Source organism: Propionivibrio sp. (genome assembly GCF_041441355.1).
Lineage (GTDB): Bacteria > Pseudomonadota > Gammaproteobacteria > Burkholderiales > Rhodocyclaceae > Propionivibrio.
The window spans coordinates 28,372-49,783 of sequence record NZ_JASDTF010000043.1; the positions used below are offsets into that span (position 1 = coordinate 28,372).

At 67.4% G+C, this 21,412-nt stretch carries 19 protein-coding genes; 8 read left to right on the plus strand and 11 right to left on the minus strand.

Features of this window, described 5'->3' with window-relative positions:
• Positions 1 to 93 precede the first annotated feature (93 nt).
• Together QMB55_RS14475 and QMB55_RS14480 are read left to right on the plus strand one after the other, a co-directional pair.
• Positions 94 to 396 (plus strand): hypothetical protein, encoded by a 303-nt coding sequence (locus QMB55_RS14475; protein ID WP_497589441.1) that lies wholly within the window; start codon positions 94 to 96, stop codon positions 394 to 396.
• Positions 397 to 607: 211 nt separating this feature from the next.
• Positions 608 to 1,492: a DMT family transporter gene (locus tag QMB55_RS14480; protein ID WP_497589442.1), complete on the plus strand. Its 885-nt coding sequence runs from the start codon at positions 608 to 610 to the stop codon at positions 1,490 to 1,492.
• A 12-nt stretch (positions 1,493 to 1,504) separates the two neighbouring features.
• Here the strand turns inward: QMB55_RS14480 and QMB55_RS14485 are convergent, their stop codons facing one another.
• From QMB55_RS14485 to QMB55_RS14495, 3 genes are all read right to left on the minus strand, one after another.
• Positions 1,505 to 1,702 carry a hypothetical protein gene (locus QMB55_RS14485; RefSeq protein ID WP_497589443.1) on the minus strand — a complete coding sequence of 66 codons (198 nt, stop codon included), beginning with the start codon at positions 1,700 to 1,702 and terminating at the stop codon, positions 1,505 to 1,507.
• A 118-nt stretch (positions 1,703 to 1,820) separates the two neighbouring features.
• Positions 1,821 to 3,041, minus strand: a complete 1,221-nt coding sequence (locus QMB55_RS14490; RefSeq protein WP_497589444.1) for a hypothetical protein — start codon at positions 3,039 to 3,041, stop codon at positions 1,821 to 1,823.
• 198 nt (positions 3,042 to 3,239) lie between these two features.
• The gene (locus tag QMB55_RS14495; protein WP_497589445.1) at positions 3,240 to 4,136 is read right to left on the minus strand and encodes a LysR family transcriptional regulator; all 897 of its coding nucleotides are present in this window, start codon (positions 4,134 to 4,136) and stop codon (positions 3,240 to 3,242) included.
• 264 nt (positions 4,137 to 4,400) lie between these two features.
• Here QMB55_RS14495 and QMB55_RS14500 point away from each other — a divergent pair, with 264 nt between their 5' ends.
• Positions 4,401 to 5,027: a LysE family translocator gene (locus tag QMB55_RS14500; RefSeq protein ID WP_497589446.1), complete on the plus strand. Its 627-nt coding sequence runs from the start codon at positions 4,401 to 4,403 to the stop codon at positions 5,025 to 5,027.
• A gap of 72 nt (positions 5,028 to 5,099) precedes the next feature.
• Here the strand turns inward: QMB55_RS14500 and QMB55_RS14505 are convergent, their stop codons facing one another.
• The 4 genes from QMB55_RS14505 to QMB55_RS14520 are packed head-to-tail and all read right to left on the minus strand — an operon-like array spanning position 5,100 to position 9,329.
• The gene (locus tag QMB55_RS14505) at positions 5,100 to 6,275 is read right to left on the minus strand and encodes an FAD-dependent oxidoreductase (protein WP_497589447.1); all 1,176 of its coding nucleotides are present in this window, start codon (positions 6,273 to 6,275) and stop codon (positions 5,100 to 5,102) included.
• Positions 6,268 to 7,566 (minus strand): aminopeptidase P N-terminal domain-containing protein, encoded by a 1,299-nt coding sequence (locus QMB55_RS14510; RefSeq protein ID WP_497589448.1) that lies wholly within the window; start codon positions 7,564 to 7,566, stop codon positions 6,268 to 6,270. Before QMB55_RS14510 ends, QMB55_RS14505 begins: the two co-directional genes overlap by 8 nt.
• Before the next feature lie 22 nt (positions 7,567 to 7,588).
• Positions 7,589 to 8,290, minus strand: coding sequence for an N-acetylmuramate alpha-1-phosphate uridylyltransferase MurU (murU, locus tag QMB55_RS14515; RefSeq protein ID WP_497589449.1), 702 nt, complete (start codon positions 8,288 to 8,290; stop codon positions 7,589 to 7,591).
• A gap of 13 nt (positions 8,291 to 8,303) precedes the next feature.
• Complete coding sequence (locus tag QMB55_RS14520) at positions 8,304 to 9,329, minus strand: aminoglycoside phosphotransferase family protein (protein WP_497589450.1); 1,026 nt, start codon at positions 9,327 to 9,329, stop codon at positions 8,304 to 8,306.
• A 113-nt stretch (positions 9,330 to 9,442) separates the two neighbouring features.
• Between QMB55_RS14520 and pagP the strand changes: the two genes are divergently transcribed.
• The 4 genes from pagP to rsmA all read left to right on the plus strand — a co-directional run bounded on the left by pagP (position 9,443) and on the right by rsmA (position 16,682).
• Positions 9,443 to 13,408, plus strand: a complete 3,966-nt coding sequence (gene pagP, locus QMB55_RS14525; protein WP_497589451.1) for a lipid IV(A) palmitoyltransferase PagP — start codon at positions 9,443 to 9,445, stop codon at positions 13,406 to 13,408.
• A 15-nt stretch (positions 13,409 to 13,423) separates the two neighbouring features.
• Positions 13,424 to 14,713 (plus strand): peptidylprolyl isomerase, encoded by a 1,290-nt coding sequence (locus QMB55_RS14530; protein ID WP_497589452.1) that lies wholly within the window; start codon positions 13,424 to 13,426, stop codon positions 14,711 to 14,713.
• 2 nt (positions 14,714 to 14,715) lie between these two features.
• A complete protein-coding gene (gene pdxA / locus QMB55_RS14535; RefSeq protein ID WP_497589453.1) occupies positions 14,716 to 15,717 on the plus strand; it encodes a 4-hydroxythreonine-4-phosphate dehydrogenase PdxA in 1,002 nt (333 codons plus the stop codon).
• Positions 15,718 to 15,902: 185 nt separating this feature from the next.
• Positions 15,903 to 16,682, plus strand: a complete 780-nt coding sequence (gene rsmA / locus QMB55_RS14540; RefSeq protein WP_497589454.1) for a 16S rRNA (adenine(1518)-N(6)/adenine(1519)-N(6))-dimethyltransferase RsmA — start codon at positions 15,903 to 15,905, stop codon at positions 16,680 to 16,682.
• A gap of 19 nt (positions 16,683 to 16,701) precedes the next feature.
• Here the strand turns inward: rsmA and QMB55_RS14545 are convergent, their stop codons facing one another.
• On the minus strand, positions 16,702 to 16,908 hold the full coding sequence (locus QMB55_RS14545) for a YgaP family membrane protein (protein ID WP_497589455.1): 207 nt from the start codon (positions 16,906 to 16,908) through the stop codon (positions 16,702 to 16,704).
• 107 nt (positions 16,909 to 17,015) lie between these two features.
• Here QMB55_RS14545 and QMB55_RS14550 point away from each other — a divergent pair, with 107 nt between their 5' ends.
• The gene (locus QMB55_RS14550; protein WP_497589456.1) at positions 17,016 to 17,873 is read left to right on the plus strand and encodes an oxidoreductase; all 858 of its coding nucleotides are present in this window, start codon (positions 17,016 to 17,018) and stop codon (positions 17,871 to 17,873) included.
• Positions 17,874 to 17,961: 88 nt separating this feature from the next.
• On the opposite strand, the gene xth is transcribed toward QMB55_RS14550, so the two are convergent.
• Genes xth through QMB55_RS14565 form a run of 3 tightly spaced genes read right to left on the minus strand, consistent with a single transcriptional unit; the run spans position 17,962 to position 21,369 of the window.
• Complete coding sequence (xth, locus tag QMB55_RS14555; RefSeq protein WP_497589457.1) at positions 17,962 to 18,729, minus strand: exodeoxyribonuclease III; 768 nt, start codon at positions 18,727 to 18,729, stop codon at positions 17,962 to 17,964.
• Entirely contained in the window at positions 18,726 to 19,280 is a 555-nt protein-coding gene (locus QMB55_RS14560; protein WP_497589458.1) for a DUF4124 domain-containing protein, read from the minus strand. Before QMB55_RS14560 ends, xth begins: the two co-directional genes overlap by 4 nt.
• Positions 19,281 to 19,302: 22 nt before the next feature.
• A complete protein-coding gene (locus QMB55_RS14565; protein ID WP_497589459.1) occupies positions 19,303 to 21,369 on the minus strand; it encodes a M3 family metallopeptidase in 2,067 nt (688 codons plus the stop codon).
• Positions 21,370 to 21,412 lie beyond the last annotated feature (43 nt).

The window sequence follows — 21,412 nt, forward strand, 5'->3', positions numbered from 1 at the left end:
TTGAGAATGACGTTGGCAAAGCGTAGGATGCGCGTGGATAGCAGTTTTGCGAGGGAATCGTGGTCTGTCCCCTAATTGCTAAATGAGGTGGTGATGAAGATTTTTTCGGTTGTCGCAAGAATTATGTTGGTGTGTATTGATTTTCTTGGGTTTGGTTTAATTTTTTTAGCCATAGGGGGTTGGTGGGTAAACGGGTTCGTGCAAATCGACAACCAGGGGCCGACGGTTGCTGTTTTTAAAGCAACTGTCGCGCTGCTTTTTGCTTTTGTTGGGTATTTTAAAATTATTTATCAACCAAGAGCATTCCGTTCCCCGCTGCGGTTTTATTTTTATACATACCTTGGTTTTTGTGCTGTTTTTTCATATTTTTACGGAGTATTTTATTGGTTTCTCTGATTTTATCCGATCACAATCAATAGAGAATAATAGGGGACAGACCACGATAAAAATGGCAGAGACATTTGTCCTTTCGGACCTCTGCACCCCCAGCCGTCGCGTCACCCCTCTGCTGCATCCGCCTCAGATTCGTCCCGCCCCGCGTTTTCCCGGATAATGCCGGGTCGGCCCGGTCGTCCTGACCGGCGCGTCTGTTTTATCTGGATTCCCGATGCACAGCCCCCACCAACGCTTGCCCCGCCAGGGGCTGATCCTGCTGGCCCTGTTGTCCCTCGGTTGGGGGCTCAACTGGCCGGTGATGAAGGTCGTTCTCTCCGAGGTGCCGCCGCTTTATTTCCGCGCCGGCTGCCTGATCGTCGGCGGTTTCGGCGTGCTGCTCATCGCCCGGCTGGCCGGGCATTCGGTGCGCGTGCCGGAGGGGCAGTGGGGGCGCTTGCTGCTGCTGGCGCTGTTCAACATTCTGGGCTGGAACGTGCTTGCGATCTACGGCGTCGCGCTGCTGCCCTCGGGGCGCGCGGCGCTGCTCGGCTACACCATGCCGTTGTGGGGCATGCTGCTCTCGGCCTGGCTGCTCGGCGAGAAACTCACCTCGCGCCGGGTGCTCGGCTTGGGGCTGGGCCTCGCGGGCATCGCCGTGCTGCTCGGCGGGAGCCTGGACGGGATGTTGCAGGCGCCGCTGGGCATCGCCTGCATGCTGCTGGCGGCGTGGAGCTGGGCGCTCGGGATCGTGCTCTTGAAGCGCCTGCCGGTGGCGCTGCCGCCCGCGGCGCTGACCGGCTGGATGATGCTGCTCGGCGGGCTGCCGGTGTTGGCGGTGGCCGTGCCGCTTGAGTCGGCGCGCCTTGTCTGGCCGAGCTTCTGGCCGGCCTTTGGCCTGCTCTACAACGTCTTCGTCTCGTTCATGTTCTGCTACTGGGCGTGGACGCGCATCGCGCTGATGGTGCCGGTGGCGGTGTCTTCGCTGTCCTCGCTGAGCACGCCGCTGGTCGGCGTGCTGGGCGGGGTGCTGCTGCTCGGCGAGCCGTTCGGCGGGCGCGAGGCCTTGGCCGTGCTGCTCATCCTGGCGGCCGTCGGGACGGTGTCGCGGCCGCGCTGACGGGCGTTCCGCTCAGGCCTTGAGCCGTTCGACGAGGTCGCTGACGAAGACTTCGGGGTGCAGGCCGACGCCGAGCACGGCGTGGCAGCTGGGGCAGAGGAAGACGCCGCCGGCGGCGACGTTCTGGTCATGGTCGACGATGTCGACGACCTCGAAACTGAGCTTGGTGACGGGGGCGTTGCACTTCGGGCAGAGGGCGGTGTGCTTCATGACGGCCTCCCGAGGGGGCGGGGTGGACTTTCATGCTAGCCGACCGTGGGGGAGACGCAATCTCCGCGCGCATCCGCCGACCTCGCGACCGGCGGACGGCGAAGCCAAGGCGTGGATGTCAGACCAGCATCTTGAGCAGGCCCTTGAGCACGGCCTGGATCGGCATCTGGATCGAGGCGAGGACGATCATCGGCACCAGCGCCGCCGCGAGCAGGGGCAGCAGCGAGGGGAGGGCGAGCGGCAGCGGGCGCATCGCCGAGATCAACTCGTAGGGGGCGACGATGTCGGCGACCGGGCCGAGTTCCGGCGCGTCGAGCAGCGGCTGCTCGGGCACCTCTTTCTTCTCGATCCAGCGCGCATGCACCAGGCGGCCGTGGTGGGCGATCAGTTCGCCGTAGGCGCGCAAGGCGTCTTTCTTGGCCCGCAGCATGACCCCCATGAAGGGCAGGAAGGGCAGCACGAAGAGCGCCGGGGCGAGGACGACGAAGGCGGCGATCTCGATGCGCAAGGCCGCCAGCGGCACCTCGTGATAGACGAGCTGGTGCGCCCACGACGAGGCGAAGACGGAGGAGATGCCGAGCACCAGCGGCGCGAACATGATCGGCAGGCGGCCGAGGAATTCGAGGCCGCCGCAGCGGTCCGGGTGGGTCGGCACCAGCGCCAGCGGCAGGCGCGCGATGCGCATCAGCAGCCGGGCGAAGAGCAGGGTGCGCCACAGCCAGGCGAGCAGCAGGGTGAGGAAGACCGTGCGCCCGACGTAGAGGTACCACCAGCCGCCGAAGCCGATCCGCGGCGTGGCCTCGCCTTCGGTGCCGGCCCAGGAGAGTTCGTGCGGCGTGTGCCCGGGCGTGCCGAAGACGAAGAAGACGACGATCAGGCCGGCCATCGCCACCCAAGGCAGGAGCGCGTCGCGCAGCCGGGCGGTGTCGGTGAGGATGGCGCGCAGCGCCGGATGCTGCTCGGGCGGGACGAGGCCCGAGGTGATCAGGCGCGGCAGCTGCTGCGTCAGGGTGGCATGCACCAAGCCCTCGCCGAGGATGAACAGCGGCACGGCGACGAGCAGGCGGGCGTTGATGCCGAAGTGGCCGAGCAGCGGCTCGCTGATCGTTCCCGGCAGCAGGTGGTTGACGTGCCAGGCCCACAGCGCCGTTGGCAGCCAGGCGAAGAGCGTCCAGAAGAGCATGCGCCGGACGATGCCCAGGCCGTTTTCGGGGATCAGCCCGATCTTGCGCTGCAGGCGGTACAGCGGGTCGTTGCGCACCAGCGACAGCGACCAGGAGGCCGCGTGTGTTTCCGGCGCCGGCGCTGGCGCCGAGGCGGGATCGGTTTCTCGATTCATCTGCACCCCTCTTCAATGGTCATGGTCTGACGCCATCCTACGCCTTGCCATTGGCATCGACAATCCGCCGGCCTGGCCTGGAAAGCGCATCTGGATGCGGCTTCCAGGCCGGCACGTGCTGTCGGCGCCATTGCATGCGCCTTCCGGGGCAGGGGTAAAAAACGAGGGGCTCGCCGGGAAAGCGCAGTCGCTACGGCCTTAGCCGGTGGCGAATTTGGCGGCCAGGAAGTCGACCAGCACGCGCACCCGTTGCGGGACGAAGCGGCGGCTCGGCAGCACCGCGTGCAGCGGGTAGGACTCGCCCTGCCACTCGGGCAGCACGCGCACCAGCGCGCCGCAGGCGAGTTCGCTGCGCAGCCCGGCTTCGGCCTTGAACACCAGGCCGCGACCGAGCAGCGCCCAGCGCAACGCGAGCGCCGCGTCGTTGCTGTGTCGGTCGCCGTCGACCTGCACCGTGCAGGTTTCGCTGCCGCGCACGAGCGACCACTGTTTGAGGCGACGGCCGTTGGCGTCGAAGGTCAGGCAGTTGTGGCGCGGCAGTTCGTTCGGGTGCGCGGGGGCGCCGGCGCGCGCCAGGTAGTCCGGCGCGGCGCAGACGATGCGCGCAGTGGCGCACAACGGGCGGGCGACGAGCGCCGAGTCGGGCAGGGCACCGAAGCGCAGGGCGAGGTCGATCTCGTCGCGCAGCAGATCCTGCAAGCGGTCGCCGACCGTGAGGTGCAGGCGTACGCCGGAGTGCGCGCGCAGGAAGTCGTCGAGCCAGGGCAGCAGCACGCTGTGCGCGAGCCCTTGCGGCGCCGCGAGGCGGATGACGCCGGTGAGGCCGCCGCGGGCGTTGTCGGCCTGCGCCACGCCCTCGTTGAGCAAGTCGAGCGCGCGTTCGGCGTAGGCGAGCAGCGTCTGCCCGGCTTCGGTCAGGCGCATGGCCCGCGTCGAGCGCTCGAAGAGGCGCAGCGCGAGCTGCGTCTCCAGGCGCTTGAGCGCCGCGCTGGCTGCCGCGGGCGTGAGGCCGAGGCGCCGGGCGGCGGCCGAGAGCGTGCCGCCGCGCGCCGTTTCGACGAGGATGCGCAGGTCCTGGATGTTTTCAATGTTCATTTGAAAATCATATCGGTTTTGGCGGATTAATCGATTCTATTTGATTTTGTATCGTTTCGTTCGGTGGTCGCTGCCGCGTTGTCTTGGCCCGGCTGCCGTGGTCGCCGGGCCGGCTGCCTGAAGGCGGCCGAAGCGCGCCCCCCATGCGAACGTTCTGTCGTCGCGGGTGGCCGGTCCGGCGTTTTTTTGATGCTCAGCGCCGTGGTATCTCCCATGCCCGGCCGCGACGGCCGGCGGGATGCGGCCTGGAAGAAAGGATGACGAATGAGTTTTTCCCACTGGTTGCTTTTCGTCGCCGCCGCGCTGGCGACGACCTTCAGTCCCGGCCCGGCGCTGCTGCTGGCCGTTTCGAACGCCATCGGCCTCGGCGCGCGGCAGGCGGCGTTCAGCTCGCTCGGCAACGCCGCCGGATTGTTCGCCCTGGCGGCGCTGACCTGGCTCGGCGTCGGCGCAGCGCTGGCCGCGGCGCCGTGGACGCTTGCCGCCATCCGCCTGGGCGGCGCGCTCTACCTCCTCTACCTCGGCTGGGGACAGTGGCGGCTGGCCGCGCGCCCCTGGCGGGCGGCCGGTGTGGCAACGGAGCGTGCGCCGGGCCGCGCGGCGCTGTTCCGATCCGGCTTCACCGTCGCCGCGACCAACCCCAGCGCGCTGATCTTTCTGAGCGCGCTGCTGCCGCAGTTCGTGCGCGCCGACGCGCCCCTGCTGCCGCAGTTTTTCCTGCTGGCGACGACCTTCTCGGGCTGCGCCCTGGTCGCGCATGCGACCTACCTCGCCGCCGCGCGCCAGGTCGCGCCCTGGCTGGCTTCAGAAGCCGGGCGGCGGCGCTTTCGCTACGCCTCGGGCGCGGCTTTCGTGCTGCTGGGGAGCGGCTTGCTGGTGGCGCGGGGCTGAGGCTTTTGCGCGGCTGGGAGCGCCATTGCATGCGCCCTCCAGGCCGGCTGCAGGGCGCGCCCTGCTTGGCGCTCAGGCGCGGGCGCCCCAGAGCATGCGCTTGGCGACGAGGTGGCGCAGCGGCGGGAGGGTGTCGAGGGCGAGCAGGCCGAGGCCGCGCAGGGCGCGCAGCGGCGGCAGGTCGTTGGAGAAGAGGCGGACGAGGCCGTCGGTGAACAGCGCGCCGCCCAGGCGGTCGAGCTGGCGGCCGCGGGCGTAGGCGGCGAGCGTGGCGCTGGCGCCGGGGTCCAGTTCTTGCGCATCGGCGGCGGCGAGCAGGCGGTCGGCGAGTTCGACGGCGTCGCGCAGGCCGAGGTTGAAGCCCTGGCCGGAAACGGGGTGCAGCGTTTGCGCGCTGTTGCCGATCCACACTTCGCGCGGGGCGACGAGCGCTTTGCGCAGGCGCAGCGTGAGCGGGAAGGCGTGGCGCGGGCCGCAGGCGGCGATTTCGAGGCGGCGCCCGAATTGGGCTTCGAGGGCGCGGGCGAAGGCGTTGTCGTCGAGCGCGAGCAGGGCGTCGGCCTTCTCGGGCGGGACGGTGAATACGACGGCGTAAGCCTGGCCGAGCGGCAGCAGGGCGAGCGGGCCGTCGGGCGTGAAGCGTTCCCAGGCGCGGCCGTGGTGCGCTTCGCGCGGCGTGGCTTCGCAGATGACGGCGTGCTGGCGGTAGCGGAAGGCGGCGCAGGCCGCCTCATCGCCGGGCGTGCCTTCGGCATGGACGACGAGGCGCGGCTTCAGCGTGCGGCCGTCGGCAAGGAGGACGCTCACCCGTTCGGGGAGTGCGGCGAGGCGTTGGATGGCGGCGGGCGCGAGCCAGGCGGGCGGGGCGGCTTGGCGGTCGAGGGCGCTTTCGAGCGCGGTGGTGAGGTCGCCGTAGCGCAGGACGTCGCCGAGGGCCGGCAGGCCGTAGTCTTCGGGGCGGATCAGGGTGCGCCCGAAGCCGCCGCGTTGCGAGACGTGGATTTCGCGGATCGGCGATTCGGCATGCGTAGGCCAGGCGCCGAGCGGTTCGAGCAACTGGCGCGCGCCATAGGAGAGCGCGAGCGCGCGCGGGTCGTTCGTGCCGGCGCCGCGGGGGCGGCGGTCGAGCAGGGCGATGCGCCACGGGCCGGGCGCGAGGGCGCGCGCGAGGGTGAGGCCGACCGGGCCGGCGCCGACGATGAGGATGTCGGGATCGGTGCCGGCGTGTCGTGCAAGCGGGTCAGTCACGCCGCATCGTCTCCTCGATGTCGGCGACGGTCTTGGGCGTACTGGTGTAGACCTCGTTGCCGTCGGCGGTGACCAGGACGTCGTCCTCGATGCGGATGCCGACGCCATGCAGGTGCGCCGGCGCGGCCGATCCTGGGCGGATGTAGAGGCCGGGTTCGACGGTGAGCGTCATGCCCGGGGCGAGCGTCGTCCAGTCCTCGCCGGTCTTGTACTCGCCCGCGTCATGGACGTCGATGCCCAGCCAGTGGCCGGCGCGGTGCATGTAATAGGGTTTGTAGGCTTCGCTTTCGATCAGCCCGTCGACGCTGCCTTCCAGCGCGCCCAGGTCGACGAGGCCCTGCACCAGCGCGCGCAGCGCGGCGTCGTGGTAGGCGTTGAACGGCACGCCGGGGCGCACGGCGTCGATTGCCGCCTGCTGCGCGGCGAGGACAACTTCATAAACGTCTTTCTGCGCCGGCGAGAAACGGCCGCTGACCGGGAAGGTGCGCGTCATGTCGGCGGCGTAGCCTTCGAGTTCGCATCCGGCGTCGATCAGCACCAGGCCGTGTTCGGGCAGCAGCTTGTCGTTCTCGATGTAGTGCAGGACGCAGGCATGATGCCCGCCAGCGACGATGGGCGAGAACGAGTGGCCGCTGGCGCCGCGACGGCGGAATTCGTAGGCGACTTCGGCTTCGAGTTCGTATTCGGCCATGCCCGGACGACAGGTGCGCATGGCGCGCAGGTGGCCGGCCGAGGTGATCGCGGCGGCGCGGCGCATGACGTCGATTTCGTGTGCGTCTTTGACGAGGCGCATGGCGTCGAGCGCGCCGCGCAGGTCGATGAAGGTGGTCGGTGCGCGGCGACCGGCGCGAACCTGGCCGCGCACGACGTTGATCGCCGCCATGAGGCGCTGGTCCCACGCCGGGTCGAGGCCGAGGGCGTGCCAGACGGTCGGCCGGTCGGCGATGAGGTCGGGCAGGCGCTGGTCGAATTCATCGATCGGATAGGCCTCGTCGAAGCCGAAGGTCTCGCGCGCCGCCGGCGGGCCGTAGCGGTAGCCGTCCCAGACCTCGCGTTCTTCGTTTTTCTCGCGGCAAAAGAGGATGCTCCTGGGCGCCGCGCCGCCGACGAGGACGATCACCGCCTCGGGCTCGGGAAAGCCGGTGAGGTACCAGAAGTAGCTGTCGAAGCGGAAACGGTGGTGGGTGTCGCGGTTGCGGACTTTTTCCGCAGCGGTGGGGATGATCGCGACGCCGTCACCGAGGCGTTCGAGGAGCGCCTGGCGGCGGGCGGCGTAGGGAGCGTGGCTCATGGCGTGGGCGAGCAGCGTGAGGTCAGGAGGAAATGGGAGTATGCAGTTGGCGATCGAGTTCCGCCAGCCGTTCGGGCGTGCCGACGTCGGTCCAGCGCCCGGTGTGCAGTTCGCCCTGAACGTGGCCGCGCGGGATCGCGGCGTCGAGCAGCGGGCGCAGTTTGAGCGGCGTGTTCGGGCAGACGCCGGCGAAGAAGGCCGGGTGGAAGATGCCGATGCCGGCGTAAGTGTGCGTCGGCCCGCCGTGGGCCAGCGTCACCGTGTTGCCCTTCAGCGTGAAGTCGCCGCCAGCGTGCTGCGCCGGGTTGGGGACGAAGACCAAGTGGGCGAGGGCGTTGTGCTCGGGGCCGAGCGTGGCGGCGAGCGCCGGGGCGCGGGCAACATCCCAGTCGCACCAGATGTCGCCGTTGACCACCAGGAAGGGCGCTTCGCCGAGGCGCGGCAGCGCGCGCGCGATGCCGCCGGCGGTTTCCAGCGCGCCCGGAGGCTCGGGCGAATACGTGATGGAAACGCCGAACCCGCGGCCGTCGCCGAGCGTGGCTTCGATTTTCTCGCCGAGGTGGGCGTGATTGACGACGATGTCGGTGAAGCCGGCCGCGGTCAGGCGTTCGAGGTGCCAGACGATCAGCGGTTTGCCGCCGGCGGCGAGTAGTGGCTTGGGCGTGGTGTCAGTGAGCGGGCGCATGCGTTCGCCGCGACCGGCGGCGAGGATCATCGTTTTCATGAGAGGCGGGGGCTCAGAAGGAGTACGCCGCTTGCGCTGGCGCGTCGTCCAGGCGGGCGAGCAGGCGGGCGAGCGGGGCAAGGTCGGCGTAACGGGCGGCGGTGCGGCGCAGGTAGGCCATCACCCGCGGCATGTCATTGACGTAGCCGGTCTTGCCGTCGCGGTGGCAGAGGCGGGCGAAGATGCCGAGCACCTTGAGCTGGCGCTGCGCGCCCATCCATTCGTAGTCGCGGTAGAAAGCGTCGAAATCCGGGCTGACGGGCAGGCCGGCGGTGCGCGCCAGTTCCCAGTAACGGATCACGAAGTCGAGTTCCTGCGCTTCGGGCCAGTCGATGTAGGCGTCGCGGTAGAGCGAGACGAGGTCGTAGGTGATCGGGCCGTAGACGGCGTCCTGGAAGTCGAGGATGCCCGGCGTCGCCGGAAAGGCGTCGCCGCTGACCATCAGGTTGCGCGAGTGGTAATCGCGATGCACGAAGACCTGCGGCTGGGCGAGGTTGTTGGCGAGGAGGCGCTCGAAGACGGCGTCGAGGTCAGCCCGCTCGGCGGCAGTGAGTTCGATACCGAGGTGGCGGGCGACGTACCAGTCGGGAAAGAGCGCAAGTTCGCGCGCCAGCAGGGCGCGGTCGTACTCGGGCAGGACGCCGGGGCGGCTCGCTTGCTGCAGGGCGACGAGGGCGCGGTTGGCCTCGCGGTAGAGCGTCGGCGCGCAGGCGGTGTCGGCGTTGAGTGCGGCGAGGTAAGTGGTGTGGCCGAGATCGGAGAGCAGCAAAAAACCGTGGGCGAGGTTCTCGGCATGGACTTCGGGAACATGCACCCCGGCGTCGTGCAGCAGCGCCGCAACCTTGAGAAAGGGGCGGCAATCTTCGTGCTCGGGCGGGGCGTCCATGACGATGCGCGTGCCGCCGTCGGGCAGCGTGGCGCGGAAGTAGCGGCGGAAGCTGGCGTCGGCCGACGCCGGGGCGAGCGCGACGGTCTGGCCGGGGAATTTCGGGGCAAACTGCGCGTCGATCCATTCGCGCAGCAAGGTGGTACGCGGCATGCCGCTTCTCCTCGGGGGTTGATGCTAAAATGCGCGGATTTTAACACCCGCTGCGCTCAGGTCTCGCCAGACCGGCAGCATGGCGGGGCGGCAAGACTGACGACGGTATTCGGATGACTGTTCCCGTTCGGCGCACCCCCATCGCGCTGCTCCTCTGCTACGGCTTTGCCGGCGCCATCGTTGGCGGGCATGTCGGCCCAGCGCACGCCCAGTCGACCCCCTTGCGGGTCGACCCGGTGTTGCTCGGCCTGCCGCCAGCCAAGCCCGTGCCGCCTCCGGCACCGGCTCAGCCGGAACCGGCGCGTGTCGACGTGCGCCCGGTCGAGGCGCCCGCGCCCGAAGCCCGTCCTCTGGCGAGTCCGACTCCCGAAGCGGAAACCGTGTCGCCTGCTGCGGCCTCAAAGCCCGGCGTGGCCGAGCCGGTCGCGGCGCCTTCGCCTACATCTTCGCCGCAGGAACGCGTCGAGCGTCCGCAGGCACCAACTTCGGAACCAGCGCCCCGCACGGCAGAGCGCGTGCCGGCGCCGGCGCCCGCGCCGGGGCCAAGATCAAGCGTTCCAGGCGCGCCGAGCGCCCCGGTTGTGCCGAGCGCTCCGGCGGCACCGCCACCACGCTCGGCGCCGCAACCTCAGCCCGTTGCTCCGCAACCCGTTGTATCGCAGCCGCAGCCGATCCCCAGCCCCGCACCGGCGCCTCGCGCGCCCACCTCGGCTCAGGCGCCGCTGCGTGTCGATCCGGCCTTGCTGGGCCTGCCGCCCGAGGCTGTTGCCGCACAAGCAGCCCGGCCCGCGACGACTTATTCGGCTCCGGTGCGTCCAGAAGCGCGCCCCGCCGCGCCGGCCGGGACTCGGCCGCAAACGCTGGCCGCCGCTTCGGGCGCAGCGCTTCCGGCCGAGCCGCCGCAACCCTGGTACCGCCGCGCCTGGGATACGGCGACCGCGCCCTACGACAAGGGGAATTGGGAGTTCTACCTGCCCTTGCACACGCATCACCTGCGCAGCAAGTACACCAAGGAGCAGATCGACTCCTACCAGGAAACGCCTTACGGGTTCGGCCTCGGCAAGGGGTTCTACAACGAGAAGGGTAACTGGGAAGGCGTTTACGGCCTGGCCTTCCAGGATTCGCACTTCAAGCCGATGTACATGCTCGGCTACGGCTGGAAGAGCGTCTGGAACACTTCGGAAAACACCCGCTTCGGCCTCGGCTATACCGCCGGCCTGCTGTCGCGGACCGACATCAACGATTATCTGCCCTTCCCGTACATCCTGCCGATCGCGTCCTTCGGTTACAAGAACCTCAGCCTTGAAGGGACCTTCATCCCGGGCGGGCAAGGCAACGGCAACATCTTCTTCATCTGGGCCAAGTGGGAACTCGGCAAACCGGGTGAGAAGATCGGCACTCCCGCGCCCAAGCCCGAGCCGCAGGTGCAATTTGCCGAGGCGCGCTTCGGCCCCGCAGTTCCGCTCGCGCAGCGAGTGCCGTATGGCCCCGAGGTGGCGGTCACCACCGTTGCGGGCGCGGCGACGGACGGCCCAGGCAGCGCGCAGCCGAGCGTGGCTGCAAGTGCGACTGCGGGCGTTGGTTCCGGACTGGCGTCCGGGACGCAGCCGCCGCTCGTGCCGGCGACCGGCCGTCGCGACGAGGTTTATGTTCCCGATCCGACGCCGGCCTTGGCCCTGCGTCCGGCCAAAGGCATGACCCCGCCGCCCAAGAGCAGCGAGACGCCGCGCCCGGTCTTCCTCAGCGCTTACCGCATGGGCGGCGAAGTTGAGCGCGAGTTCTCCGCTGAGGGCGACGCTGAACTGCGCAAGATTGGCACCGTGCTCAATTCCGACCAGCTGACCTACTGGCCGCTCGAGGACGAGGTCGAGGCGCAGGGTAACGTCCGACTGCAGCAAGGCGACGACGTGGTGACCGGGCCGCGCATGCGCATGAAGCTCGAAGATCAGGTCGGTTTCTTCGAGCAACCGGCCTACACCATGAAACGGGTGCCGCAGGCCGGCAGCCAGGCCGCGGCGAACAAGGCCTTCGCACGCAGCGAGGCAGCGCAGGTGGCGAGCGACGAGTGGTTCAGCTCGGGCTTCGCCACCCCGCGCGTCCTCGACATCAAGCCCGGCCAGGGCAAGATCGACCCGCTCAAGCGCGAGAAGGGCGCCACTGAAGCGCGCGGTGAAGCGGACCGGATCGACTTCGAGGGCGAAAACCAGGTCCGCCTGAGCAACGCCACCTACACCACCTGCATGCCCGGCAACAACGGCTGGTATGCCCGCGCCAGCAAGCTCAAGCTCGACTACGACCGCGAGGTCGGCGAGGGCGAGGATGCCACGGTTTACTTCCAGGACGTGCCCATCCTCTATTCGCCCTGGCTCTCGTTCTCGCTCAACAACGAGCGCAAGTCCGGCTTCCTTGCGCCTTCGCTGGGCACCAACACCGATCGCGGCTTCGAGGCCACGATCCCCTATTACTGGAACATCGCACCGAACATGGACGCGACCCTCGTCGCGCGCACGATGAGCAAGCGCGGCACCCAACTGGGCAGCGAGTTCCGCTACCTGAACACCGCCTATGGTGGCGTCTACCGTGGCGAGGTCAATGCCGAGATTCTGCCCAGCGACCGCGAGCGCAACGGCGATCAGCGCTACGCGCTGTCCTTGAAACATCTGCAGTCAACGTCAAATGGTTTTACCGGGCAGATCGACTACACCAAGGTGTCGGACGACGACTACAACACCGACCTCTCGAACAATGTCGTCAAAACCGCGCAGACCCAGCTCTTGCAACGGGGGCTGCTCACCTACGGTGGCGGAGGCTGGTGGTCGGCGACGGCCAACGTCCAGCAGTATCAGACGTTGCAGACCGACCTCAAAAACCCAGTGCTCGAGCAGTACCGCTTGCTGCCGCAACTGACGTTGAATGCGCGGCGCCCGGATTTCTTCGGGACCGACGCGAGCTTCATGGGGCAGTACACCAACTTTACCAAGGCCAAGCAGGTGATCAACGGGATTCCGATCAGCGATCCCGATGGCAAGCGTACGGTGCTCTATCCCCAACTGGCGCTGCCCTTCGAGACGCCGGGCTGGTACGTGACGCCGAAGTTCGGAGTCAACTCGACTCACTACAGCCTGAGCGGCCAGAAGGCCGAGACGCCCGATACGATCACGCGCAACCTGCCGATTTTCAGCGTCGATTCTGGGATGACCTTCGAGCGCACCGACAAGTGGTTCGGGCGTGACTACACACAGACGCTCGAGCCGCGCCTCTATTACCTGAACGTGCCGTACAAGGATCAGAGCCTGATCCCGAATTTCGACACGGCGCTCGCCGACTTCAATTTCGCGCAGATCTTCTCGGAGAACCAGTACACCGGCTGGGACCGGATCAGCAATGCGAACCAGCTGACCGCAGCGCTGTCGTCGCGCCTGATCGAGCCGACGACCGGGAACGAGATTTTCCGCGCCATGGTCGGTCAGCGCTATTACTTCGAGCGCAACAAGGTGGCTCTGAATTCCGCAACGCTTCCGGCAGCGGACGATGACCGCTGGCGGCGTTCGGACTTCCTCGCCGCCTTCAGTGGCCAGGTCTTGCCGCGCATCTATGCCGACTTTGCCTGGCAGTACAACCTGGCCGACCGCGAAGTGCAGCGCTTTGCCGTCGGCGGACGCTACAACCCCGAACCGGGCAAGACCTTCAACGCGGCCTACCGCTACAACCGCGATCCCAACGCGCCGGTCGACCAGGTCGATTTCTCGGCCCAGTGGCCGCTGAGCGGCAAGCTCTACGCCGTTGGTAGGCTCAATTATTCGTTCCGTGATGATGGCAGCGTGCTCTCTACGTCGGGAACGCAGAAGGGGCGCTTCATCGAGACTTTGGGTGGCCTCGAGTACAACGGTGGTTGTTGGGTCTTGCGCGGCGTTGTTCAGCGTTTGGCGCTGAAAGAGGACGACGCCTCGACCAGTTTCTTTGTCCAGCTCGAGCTGAACGACTTCTCGCGCATCGGCAGCAATCCGCTTAAGCTGTTGAGCCGCAGCGTTCAGGGCTACAGCCTGATCAATCAGCCCAGTGCTGATTCCAGTTATTGATTCCAAGAGGTATGCATGACGATGCTGATGCGCGTTTTTCTCGCCGCCCTGTGTTTCATCGGCCTGGCCCACGCCCAGAATGAACCGCTGCCGGCCGACCGCATCGTTGCGGTGGTCAACGACGAGGTGGTGACGCTGCATGAGCTGCGCACCCGCCTCAACATGGCCTTGGGGCAGTTGCAGCGCCAGGGCACGCCTTTGCCGCCGCGCGATGTGCTCGAGCGGCAGATGCTTGAGCGTTTGATCATCGACCGCGTCCAGTTGCAACGGGCGAGAGAGATCGGCCTGCGGGTCGACGACGGCCAGCTCGACAGCGCCATCCAGCGCATCGCGGCGAACAACAAGATGTCCTTGGCGCAGTTCCGCGACACCTTGCAGAAGGACGGGATCGCTTTCGCCAAATTCCGCGAGGAAATCCGCGACGAGATCACGATCTCGCGTCTGCGCGAACGCGAGGTCGAGAGCAAGCTGTTGATCTCCGAAGCCGAGATCGACAATTACCTGAGCGGCGATCCGAGCCGCGGTGGCGGTGAAGAGTACGAGGTGGCCCACATCCTGCTGCGCGCGCCTGAATCGGCGACGCCCGAGCAATTGCAGCGTCTCAAGCTCAAGGCCGATCAGATCGACGAGCGTCTGCGCCAGGGCGAGGACTTTGCCAAGCTGGCCGCCGCGTATTCGGATGCGCCGGATGGGCTGCAGGGCGGCAGCCTCGGCTGGCGCCCGCTCAACCGCCTGCCGAGCATTTTCGCCGAGGTCGCGCAGCGCCTGCAGTCGGGCGAAGTCGCGCCGGTGCTGCGCAGCCCCAACGGGTTTCACCTCGTCAAGCTGATCGGCAAGCGCGGCGGCGCGACCCTGCCCGCAGTGCAGCAGACCCGAGCCCGGCACATTCTGATCAAGGTGAATGAAGTCGTTTCGGAGGCTGATGCGCGCCACCGCCTGAACGGCATCTACGAACGCATCAAGCACGGCGCAAAGTTCGAGGAACTCGCCCGGCTGTATTCCCAGGACGGCTCTGCGGCCAAGGGCGGCGATCTGGGCTGGATCTATCCCGGCGACACGGTGCCCGATTTCGAGCGGGCGATGAACGAACTGCCGATCGGCGTCGTCAGCACTCCGGTCCAGTCGCCGTTTGGCTTCCACCTGATTCAGGTGCTCGAACGGCGCGTTCAGGACGTGTCGAGCGAGCGGCAACGCGCCGCCGCGCGTCAGGTGCTCAAGGAGCGCAAGATCGACGAGGCCTATCAGGACTGGGTGCGCCAGATGCGTGACCGCGCCTACGTTGAGTTGCGCCTCGAGGAACGCTGAACATGACGCGGCCGGTGATCGCCGTCACTTCCGGCGAACCTGCCGGCGTCGGCCCCGAACTCTGCCTGCGCCTCGCCGAGGCGCAGCTTGCCTTGGGCTCGGCCCGCATTCTCGTCCTCGGTGATCGCGGGCTGCTCGCCGAGCGCGCCGCTTCACTCGGATTGAAGGTAACGCTGCGCGACTGGCGTCCTGAGGTCGAGCCCTTGTCCGGGACGCTCGACGTGCTGCACGTGCCGCTGGCCGAACCGGTCCAGCCCGGTCGCCTTGATCCGGCCAACGCCGCCTACGTTCTGCGCCTGCTCGATTTTGCCTGCGACGGGTGTCGTACGGGCGAGTTTGCCGCCATGGTCACCGCGCCGGTGCACAAGGGGGTCATCAACCAGGCCGGGATCGCCTTCACCGGGCATACCGAATACCTTGCCGGGCGCACCGGAACACCGCAGGTGGTGATGATGCTGGCCGGCGGTGGCCTGCGCGTCGCCCTGGCGACGACGCACCTTGCGCTGCGCGATGTTCCGGACGCGATTACCGCAGAATCTCTGGCGACCACGCTGCGCATCCTGCAGGTGGAGATGCAACGCAAGTACGGGATCGCTGCACCGCGCATCCTCGTTGCTGGCCTCAATCCGCATGCGGGCGAAGGCGGCTACCTCGGGCGCGAAGAGATCGACATCATCGCACCGGTACTCGAGCGCCTGCGCGGCGAGGGCCTGCAACTGATCGGTCCCTTGCCGGCCGACACGATGTTTACCCCGCCGAGCCTGAGCCAGGGCGATTGCGTGCTGGCGATGTACCACGACCAGGGGCTGACTGCGCTCAAGTACGCGAGCTTTGGTCACGGCATCAACGTCACGCTGGGTCTGCCCATCATCCGCACTTCGGTCGATCACGGTACGGCGCTTGACCTCGCCGGCACGGGCCGTGCCGATCCCGGCAGCCTGTTCGTTGCGCTTGAGCAGGCGTGCGAGATGGTGGCGCGGGCGGGGACGGCTGAAAATCTTTAACCACGGAAGGCGCGGAGAAAGCGCAAGACCAGAATTCAAGCTTTCTTGGTGTTCCCCGTGCTTGGTTTTTGTTGTGGTTTGATTGAACGAATGAAACAGCTGCTGGGGCTTCAAGGTTTTAGCTCCGGCGTAACCCGCTGGTGCGGGTTAGCCTGCGCTGAACCGCTTGGATCGAAGGGTATGGAATGAAACAACACGTTGCGCGCAAGCGGTTTGGGCAGAATTTTCTGATCGATCGGCAGGTTGTCGCCGACATCGTGAATGCCGTCGCGCCGAGCCGCGAGGCCTGCGTGGTCGAGATCGGCCCGGGGCTGGGCGCCTTGACCGAGCCGCTCCTGCAACGCATCGACCGCCTGCACGTGGTCGAGATCGACCGTGACATCGTCGCTCGCCTTGAGCGTCAGCATCCGGCCGAGCGCCTGATCATCCATGCCGGCGATGCGCTTGAATTCGATTTTTCGAGCGTCTGCACCAACCCTGCGCAGAAGATGCACATTGTCGGCAACCTGCCGTACAACATCTCGACGCCGCTCCTCTTCCACCTCGCCGATTATGCCGAGCAGGTGGTCGACATGCATTTCATGCTGCAAAAAGAGGTTGTCGAGCGCATCGTTGCCGCGCCGGGAACGGCGGATTACGGGCGGTTGACGGTGATGCTCCAGTACCGTTTCGTCGCCGACTGGCTGCTCGACGTGCCGCCCGAGTCTTTCGATCCTCCGCCCAAAGTCGATTCGGCGGTGGTGCGCCTGATTCCGCGCCCGGCCGAGCAATTGACGGCGCGCGACCCGGAACGCTTCGCCACACTCGTTGCGGCGGCCTTCGCCCAGCGGCGCAAGATGCTGCGCAACAACCTGAAGGGCGTCTGCGACGAGGCTTTCCTTGTCGCCCAAGGTATCGCGCCGACGGCGCGCGCCGAGGAACTCGCGGTCGCCGACTACGTGCGGCTGGCCAACGCGCTTTCCTGAGCGCGCTGGCGCGAGGGTTTCAGGCCGGCGGCGCGTCGTCGGGACGGCGGCAGGTGTTGAGGCCCAGGGGCAGGTAGGCCGGACACCAGCCGATCAGTCCGGTGGCCAGCGGCACCAGCCCGATCCAGCCCCAGGCGCCGATCGTTCCGGCCAGGGCGAGGATGCAGAGCACCAGGCCGACCGCCAGACGGGCGATTTTGTCGATTCCGCCGACGTTCTTTTGCATGGCGAGTCCTCCACGATTGGGGCATCATTCAAGGCTTGCGACGGCACGAGTGTAGCCTAGGCGCTCTCACTTGCCAGCCTCGCGGTTTCCCCTCCCAGGAGAAGGCAATGTCCGAAAGCACGTCCCAAGATTCCGCACCGGTGTGGTTCGTCACCGGCTGTTCGACCGGCTTTGGCCGGGAGTTCGTTCATCAACTGCTGGCCGGCGGCTATCGCGTCGTCGCGACGGCCCGCCGGGCGGGCGATTTGGCCGAGTTCGCCGCACATCCTGCGGCTTGCGTGCTGGCGCTCGACGTCACCGATGCGGCCCAGATCGCCGCGGCGGTGGCGGCGGCCGAGCAGCGTTTCGGACGCATCGACGTGCTCGTCAATAACGCCGGCATCGGCTATTTTGCCGCCGTCGAGGAAGGCGAGGAAGCGGCGATCCGGCGGCTGTTCGACATCAACGTTTTCGGTCTGGCGGCAATGACCCGTGCCGTGCTGCCGACGATGCGCCGGCAAAAGCGCGGCTGCATCGTCAATCTTTCGTCGATCGCCGGCCTGCGCGGTGCGCCTTCGCTCGGGTACTACAACGCCAGCAAATTCGCCGTCGAAGGCCTTTCCGAGGCGCTTTGGCAGGAAGTCGAACCGCTCGGGATCAAGGTCATGCTGGTCGAGCCGAGCGGCTTTCGTACCGACTGGGCCGGGCGTTCGGCGGCCGAGAGCGCAGCGCGCATCGACGCCTATGCGGCGACGGCCGGTCAACGTCGCGACAAGGTGCGCGGCAACTCGGGCAAACAAGCCGGCGACCCGGCCCGCCTGGTGCGCAGCGTGATCGAAGCGGTCGCCTCGGGGCAGCCGCCGCACCGGATGCCGCTCGGCAACGTAGCGATCGACGGCGCCTTCGAGAAGATCGAGGAACTGCGTGCCCAGATGCTGGCCGGCGAAGCCCGCGCACGGGCTGCGGACGGGCCCGCCGGAGGCTAAGCAGGGCGCGCCCTGCAGCCGGGCGCCAGCCCTTTGTGGATGCGCCCCTGCGGGCAGGGGGCTCCCCAGCCGCGCGGCGGCAAGGTTCCTACTCGGTGAGCGTCGCCGTGACCGGTGCGTGGTCCGAGGGGCGTTCGAGCTTGCGCAGTTCGCGTTCGATGCCGGCGGCCGTGCAGCGCGCGGCGAGCGGCGCGGTCAGCAGGACGTGGTCGATGCGCAGGCCGAGGTTGCGCTGAAAACCGAGCATGCGGTAATCCCACCACGAGAACGTCTTTTCGGGTTGCTCGAACAGGCGGAAGCTGTCGACGAGACCCAGCGCCAGCAAGCGACGGAAGGCCTCGCGCTCGGGTTCTGAGCAGAGAATCTTGCCGGCCCAGGCCTGGGGGTTGTGCACGTCGCGGTCGTCGGGAGCGATGTTGAAGTCGCCGGCGAGCATCAGCTGCGGGTGCGCGGCGATTTCCTCGGCCAGCCATTTTTCCAGCGCGGCGAGCCAGTCGAGCTTGTAGGCGTATTTTTCGCTGCCGACCTCCTGCCCGTTCGGCACATAGGCGCAGATGACGCGCAAATCACCGACAGTCGCCGCGATCAGGCGTTTTTGCGCGTCGGGGTAATGCGGGTTGCCGCAAATGACGTCGGTGAGCGGCGCGTGGGAGAGCAGGGCGACGCCGTTGTAGGTTTTTTGCCCGGAAAAAGCAACGTGGTAGCCAGCGGCCTCGATCTCGGCCTGCGGGAAGTTGTGATCCTCGAGCTTGGTCTCCTGCAGGCAGATCACGTCGGGCTGTGCGGACGCCAGCCAGTCCAGCAGCTGCGGCAGGCGAACCTTGAGGGAATTAACGTTCCAGGCGGCGAGTTTCATGGGGTAAAGGTGCCTGAGGGCTTGCTGCCGTAAGGGGCGGTCTTGGGGTAGCCGGCGAGGTCGAGGAGGTTGTTCCAGGCGCCGTTCTCAAGCCCGGAGACGATCTGCTGGCCGACGCTGAGCGAGGGGATTCCGGCGCTTTCGCCGAAGCGTTTGCTGAAGTCCTCGATGTCTTTCGGGCTGGCAAGCATGCGCTCGGCGAACGGGACGCCGCGCCCGTTGAGCAGGCTGCGCGCCTGCTGACAGGGCTCGGTGCAGTGGGCGGCGGTGTAGAGCACCACCGGGTATTTGGCCGCAGCTTGGCGCACGGCGTAGGAAGGCGAGGAGGGGGCGTCACTTGCCATCGCTTCGCTGGTCTCCGTTTCGCGCGTGCTGCCTTGCGTGGTGTAGCGGACGCCGGGCGGAGGCGGCTGGTCGGAGTAAACGGTTTGGCCCGTGGTCCGGTCGACCCAGCGGTACGTGGTCTGGGCGCTGGCGGAGGCTGTCAGTGCGATGCCCAGCAGCACGGCCAGTGCGGTCGCGATGGACGGGGGCGGACGGTGCGGGGTCATGGCCTCTCCTTTGGGGCGATGCTTACGCCGGGATCATACCACTGTGCCGGAGCAGGGCTTCGACCTGCGGCTCGCGGCCACGGAAGGCGCGGAAGTTCTCAAGTGCCGGACGGCTGCCACCGCGTGCCAGGATTTCGTCGAGGAAGCGCTGGCCGGTGGCGGCATCGAAGGGATCACCAGCCTCTTCGAAGGCCGCGTAGCAGTCGGCCGAGAGGACTTCGGCCCACTTGTAGCTGTAGTAGCCCGCCGCGTAACCGCCGGCGAAGATGTGCGAGAAGCTGTTCGGAAAGCGGTGCCATTCCGGCGGGACGATGACGGCCACCTCGCGACGGACCTCGGCGAGCAGGTCGAGGGCTTCGCGCGGCGCGGCGGGCGCGTATTCGGCGTGCAGGCGCAGGTCGAAGAGCGAGAACTCGAGCTGACGCACGGTTTGCATGCCGGCAAGGAAGTTGCGCGCGGCGAGCATCTTGTCGAACAGCGCGCGCGGGAGCGGCGCGCCGGTGTCCACGTGGGCGCTCATGCCTTCGACGACGGACCATTCCCAGCAGTAATTTTCCATGAACTGCGAGGGCAGCTCGACGGCGTCCCATTCGACGCCGTGGATGCCGGAGACGCCCAACTCATCGGCGTGGGTCAGCAGGTGGTGCAGGCCGTGCCCGGTTTCGTGGAACAGGGTGATGACGTCGTCGTGGGTGAAGGTGGCGTCCTTGCCGCCGACCGGGCGCGGGAAGTTGCAGTTGAGGTAGGCGACCGGCGTCTGCACGCCGGTGGCACCGTCCTTGAATACCCGCCGGCGGGTCAGCGCTTCGTCCATCCAGGCGCCGCCGCGCTTGGTCTCGCGCGCGTAGAGGTCGAGGTAGAACTGGCCAACGAGGGCGCCGTCCGGGGTCGAGATGCGGAAGAAGCGCACGTCCTCGTGCCACACCGGTGCGTGGTCCGGTTCGACGCGCACGCCGTAGAGCGCCTCGATGGCGCGGAACAGGCCGGCGAGGACCTTGGGCTCGGTGAAATATTGCTTCACCTCCTGCTCGGAGAAGGCGTAGCGGGCCTGCAGCAGCTTTTCCGAAACGTAGGCGACGTCCCAGGGTTCAAGTGTTTCGAGCTTCAGGGTCTCGCGCGCGTAGGCGCGCAGGGCGGCGATGTCCTGTTCGGCGAAGGGCTTGGCCTTGCGCGCGAGATCGTCGAGGAAGGCGCGGACCTGCGCGACCGACTCGGCCATCTTCGGCACCAGCGAGACTTCGGCAAAGCTGGCGTAGCCGAGCAGCCCGGCTTCTTCGTGGCGCAGCGCCAGGATCTGACGGATCAACGGGGCGTTGTCGAGCGCCTCCGGGCCGAATTCCGAAGCCCGCGTCGCCGAGGCGCGGTAAAGCGTCTCGCGCAGGCGGCGGCTGTCGGCGTACTGCAGCACCGGCAGGTAGGACGGCATGTGCAGGGTGAACTTCCAGCCGGGTTTGCCATCCTTCTCGGCCGCTTCGCGCGCGGCTTCGATGGCGTCGGCCGGCAGGCCAGCAAGCTCGGCGGGGTCGCTGACGTATTCGGCAAAGGCATTGGTGGCGTCGAGCAGGTTTTCCGAGAACTTGGCGCCGAGTGCGGCGAGTTCTTCCTGGATGGCCTGGAAGCGCGGTTTCTGCGCTTCCGGAAGTTCGGCGCCGGAGAGCCGGAAGTCGCGAATCTCGTTGTCGAGGATGCGTTGGCGCGCGGCGCTGAGTGTGGCGTATTCAGGGCTGGCGCGCAGCGCCTTGTAGCGGGCGAAGAGGGCGAGGTTCTGTCCCAGTTCGGCGTAAAAACGCGAAACCTCGGGCAGCATGGCGTTGTAGGCCTCACGCCAGGGCGGGATGTCGAGCACCGAGTGCAGGTGGCCGACGATGCCCCAGGCGCGCGACAGGCGCTCCATGCCGTCGGTCAGCGGCGCGGCGAAGTTGTCCCAGCTTGGCGTTGCCGCATCCGCGTTCGGGGCGGTCAGGCGCTCGATCAACGCACGGCTTTCGGCGAGCAGTTGGCGGATCGCCGGTTCGACGTGCGCCGGTTCAACGGTGTCGAAACGTGGCAGGCCGGAAAAGTCGAGCAGCGGATTGGCGGAGACGGTCATGGGGTCCTCTCGGGCGACGAATGCGGAATGTGGGACGAGGAGT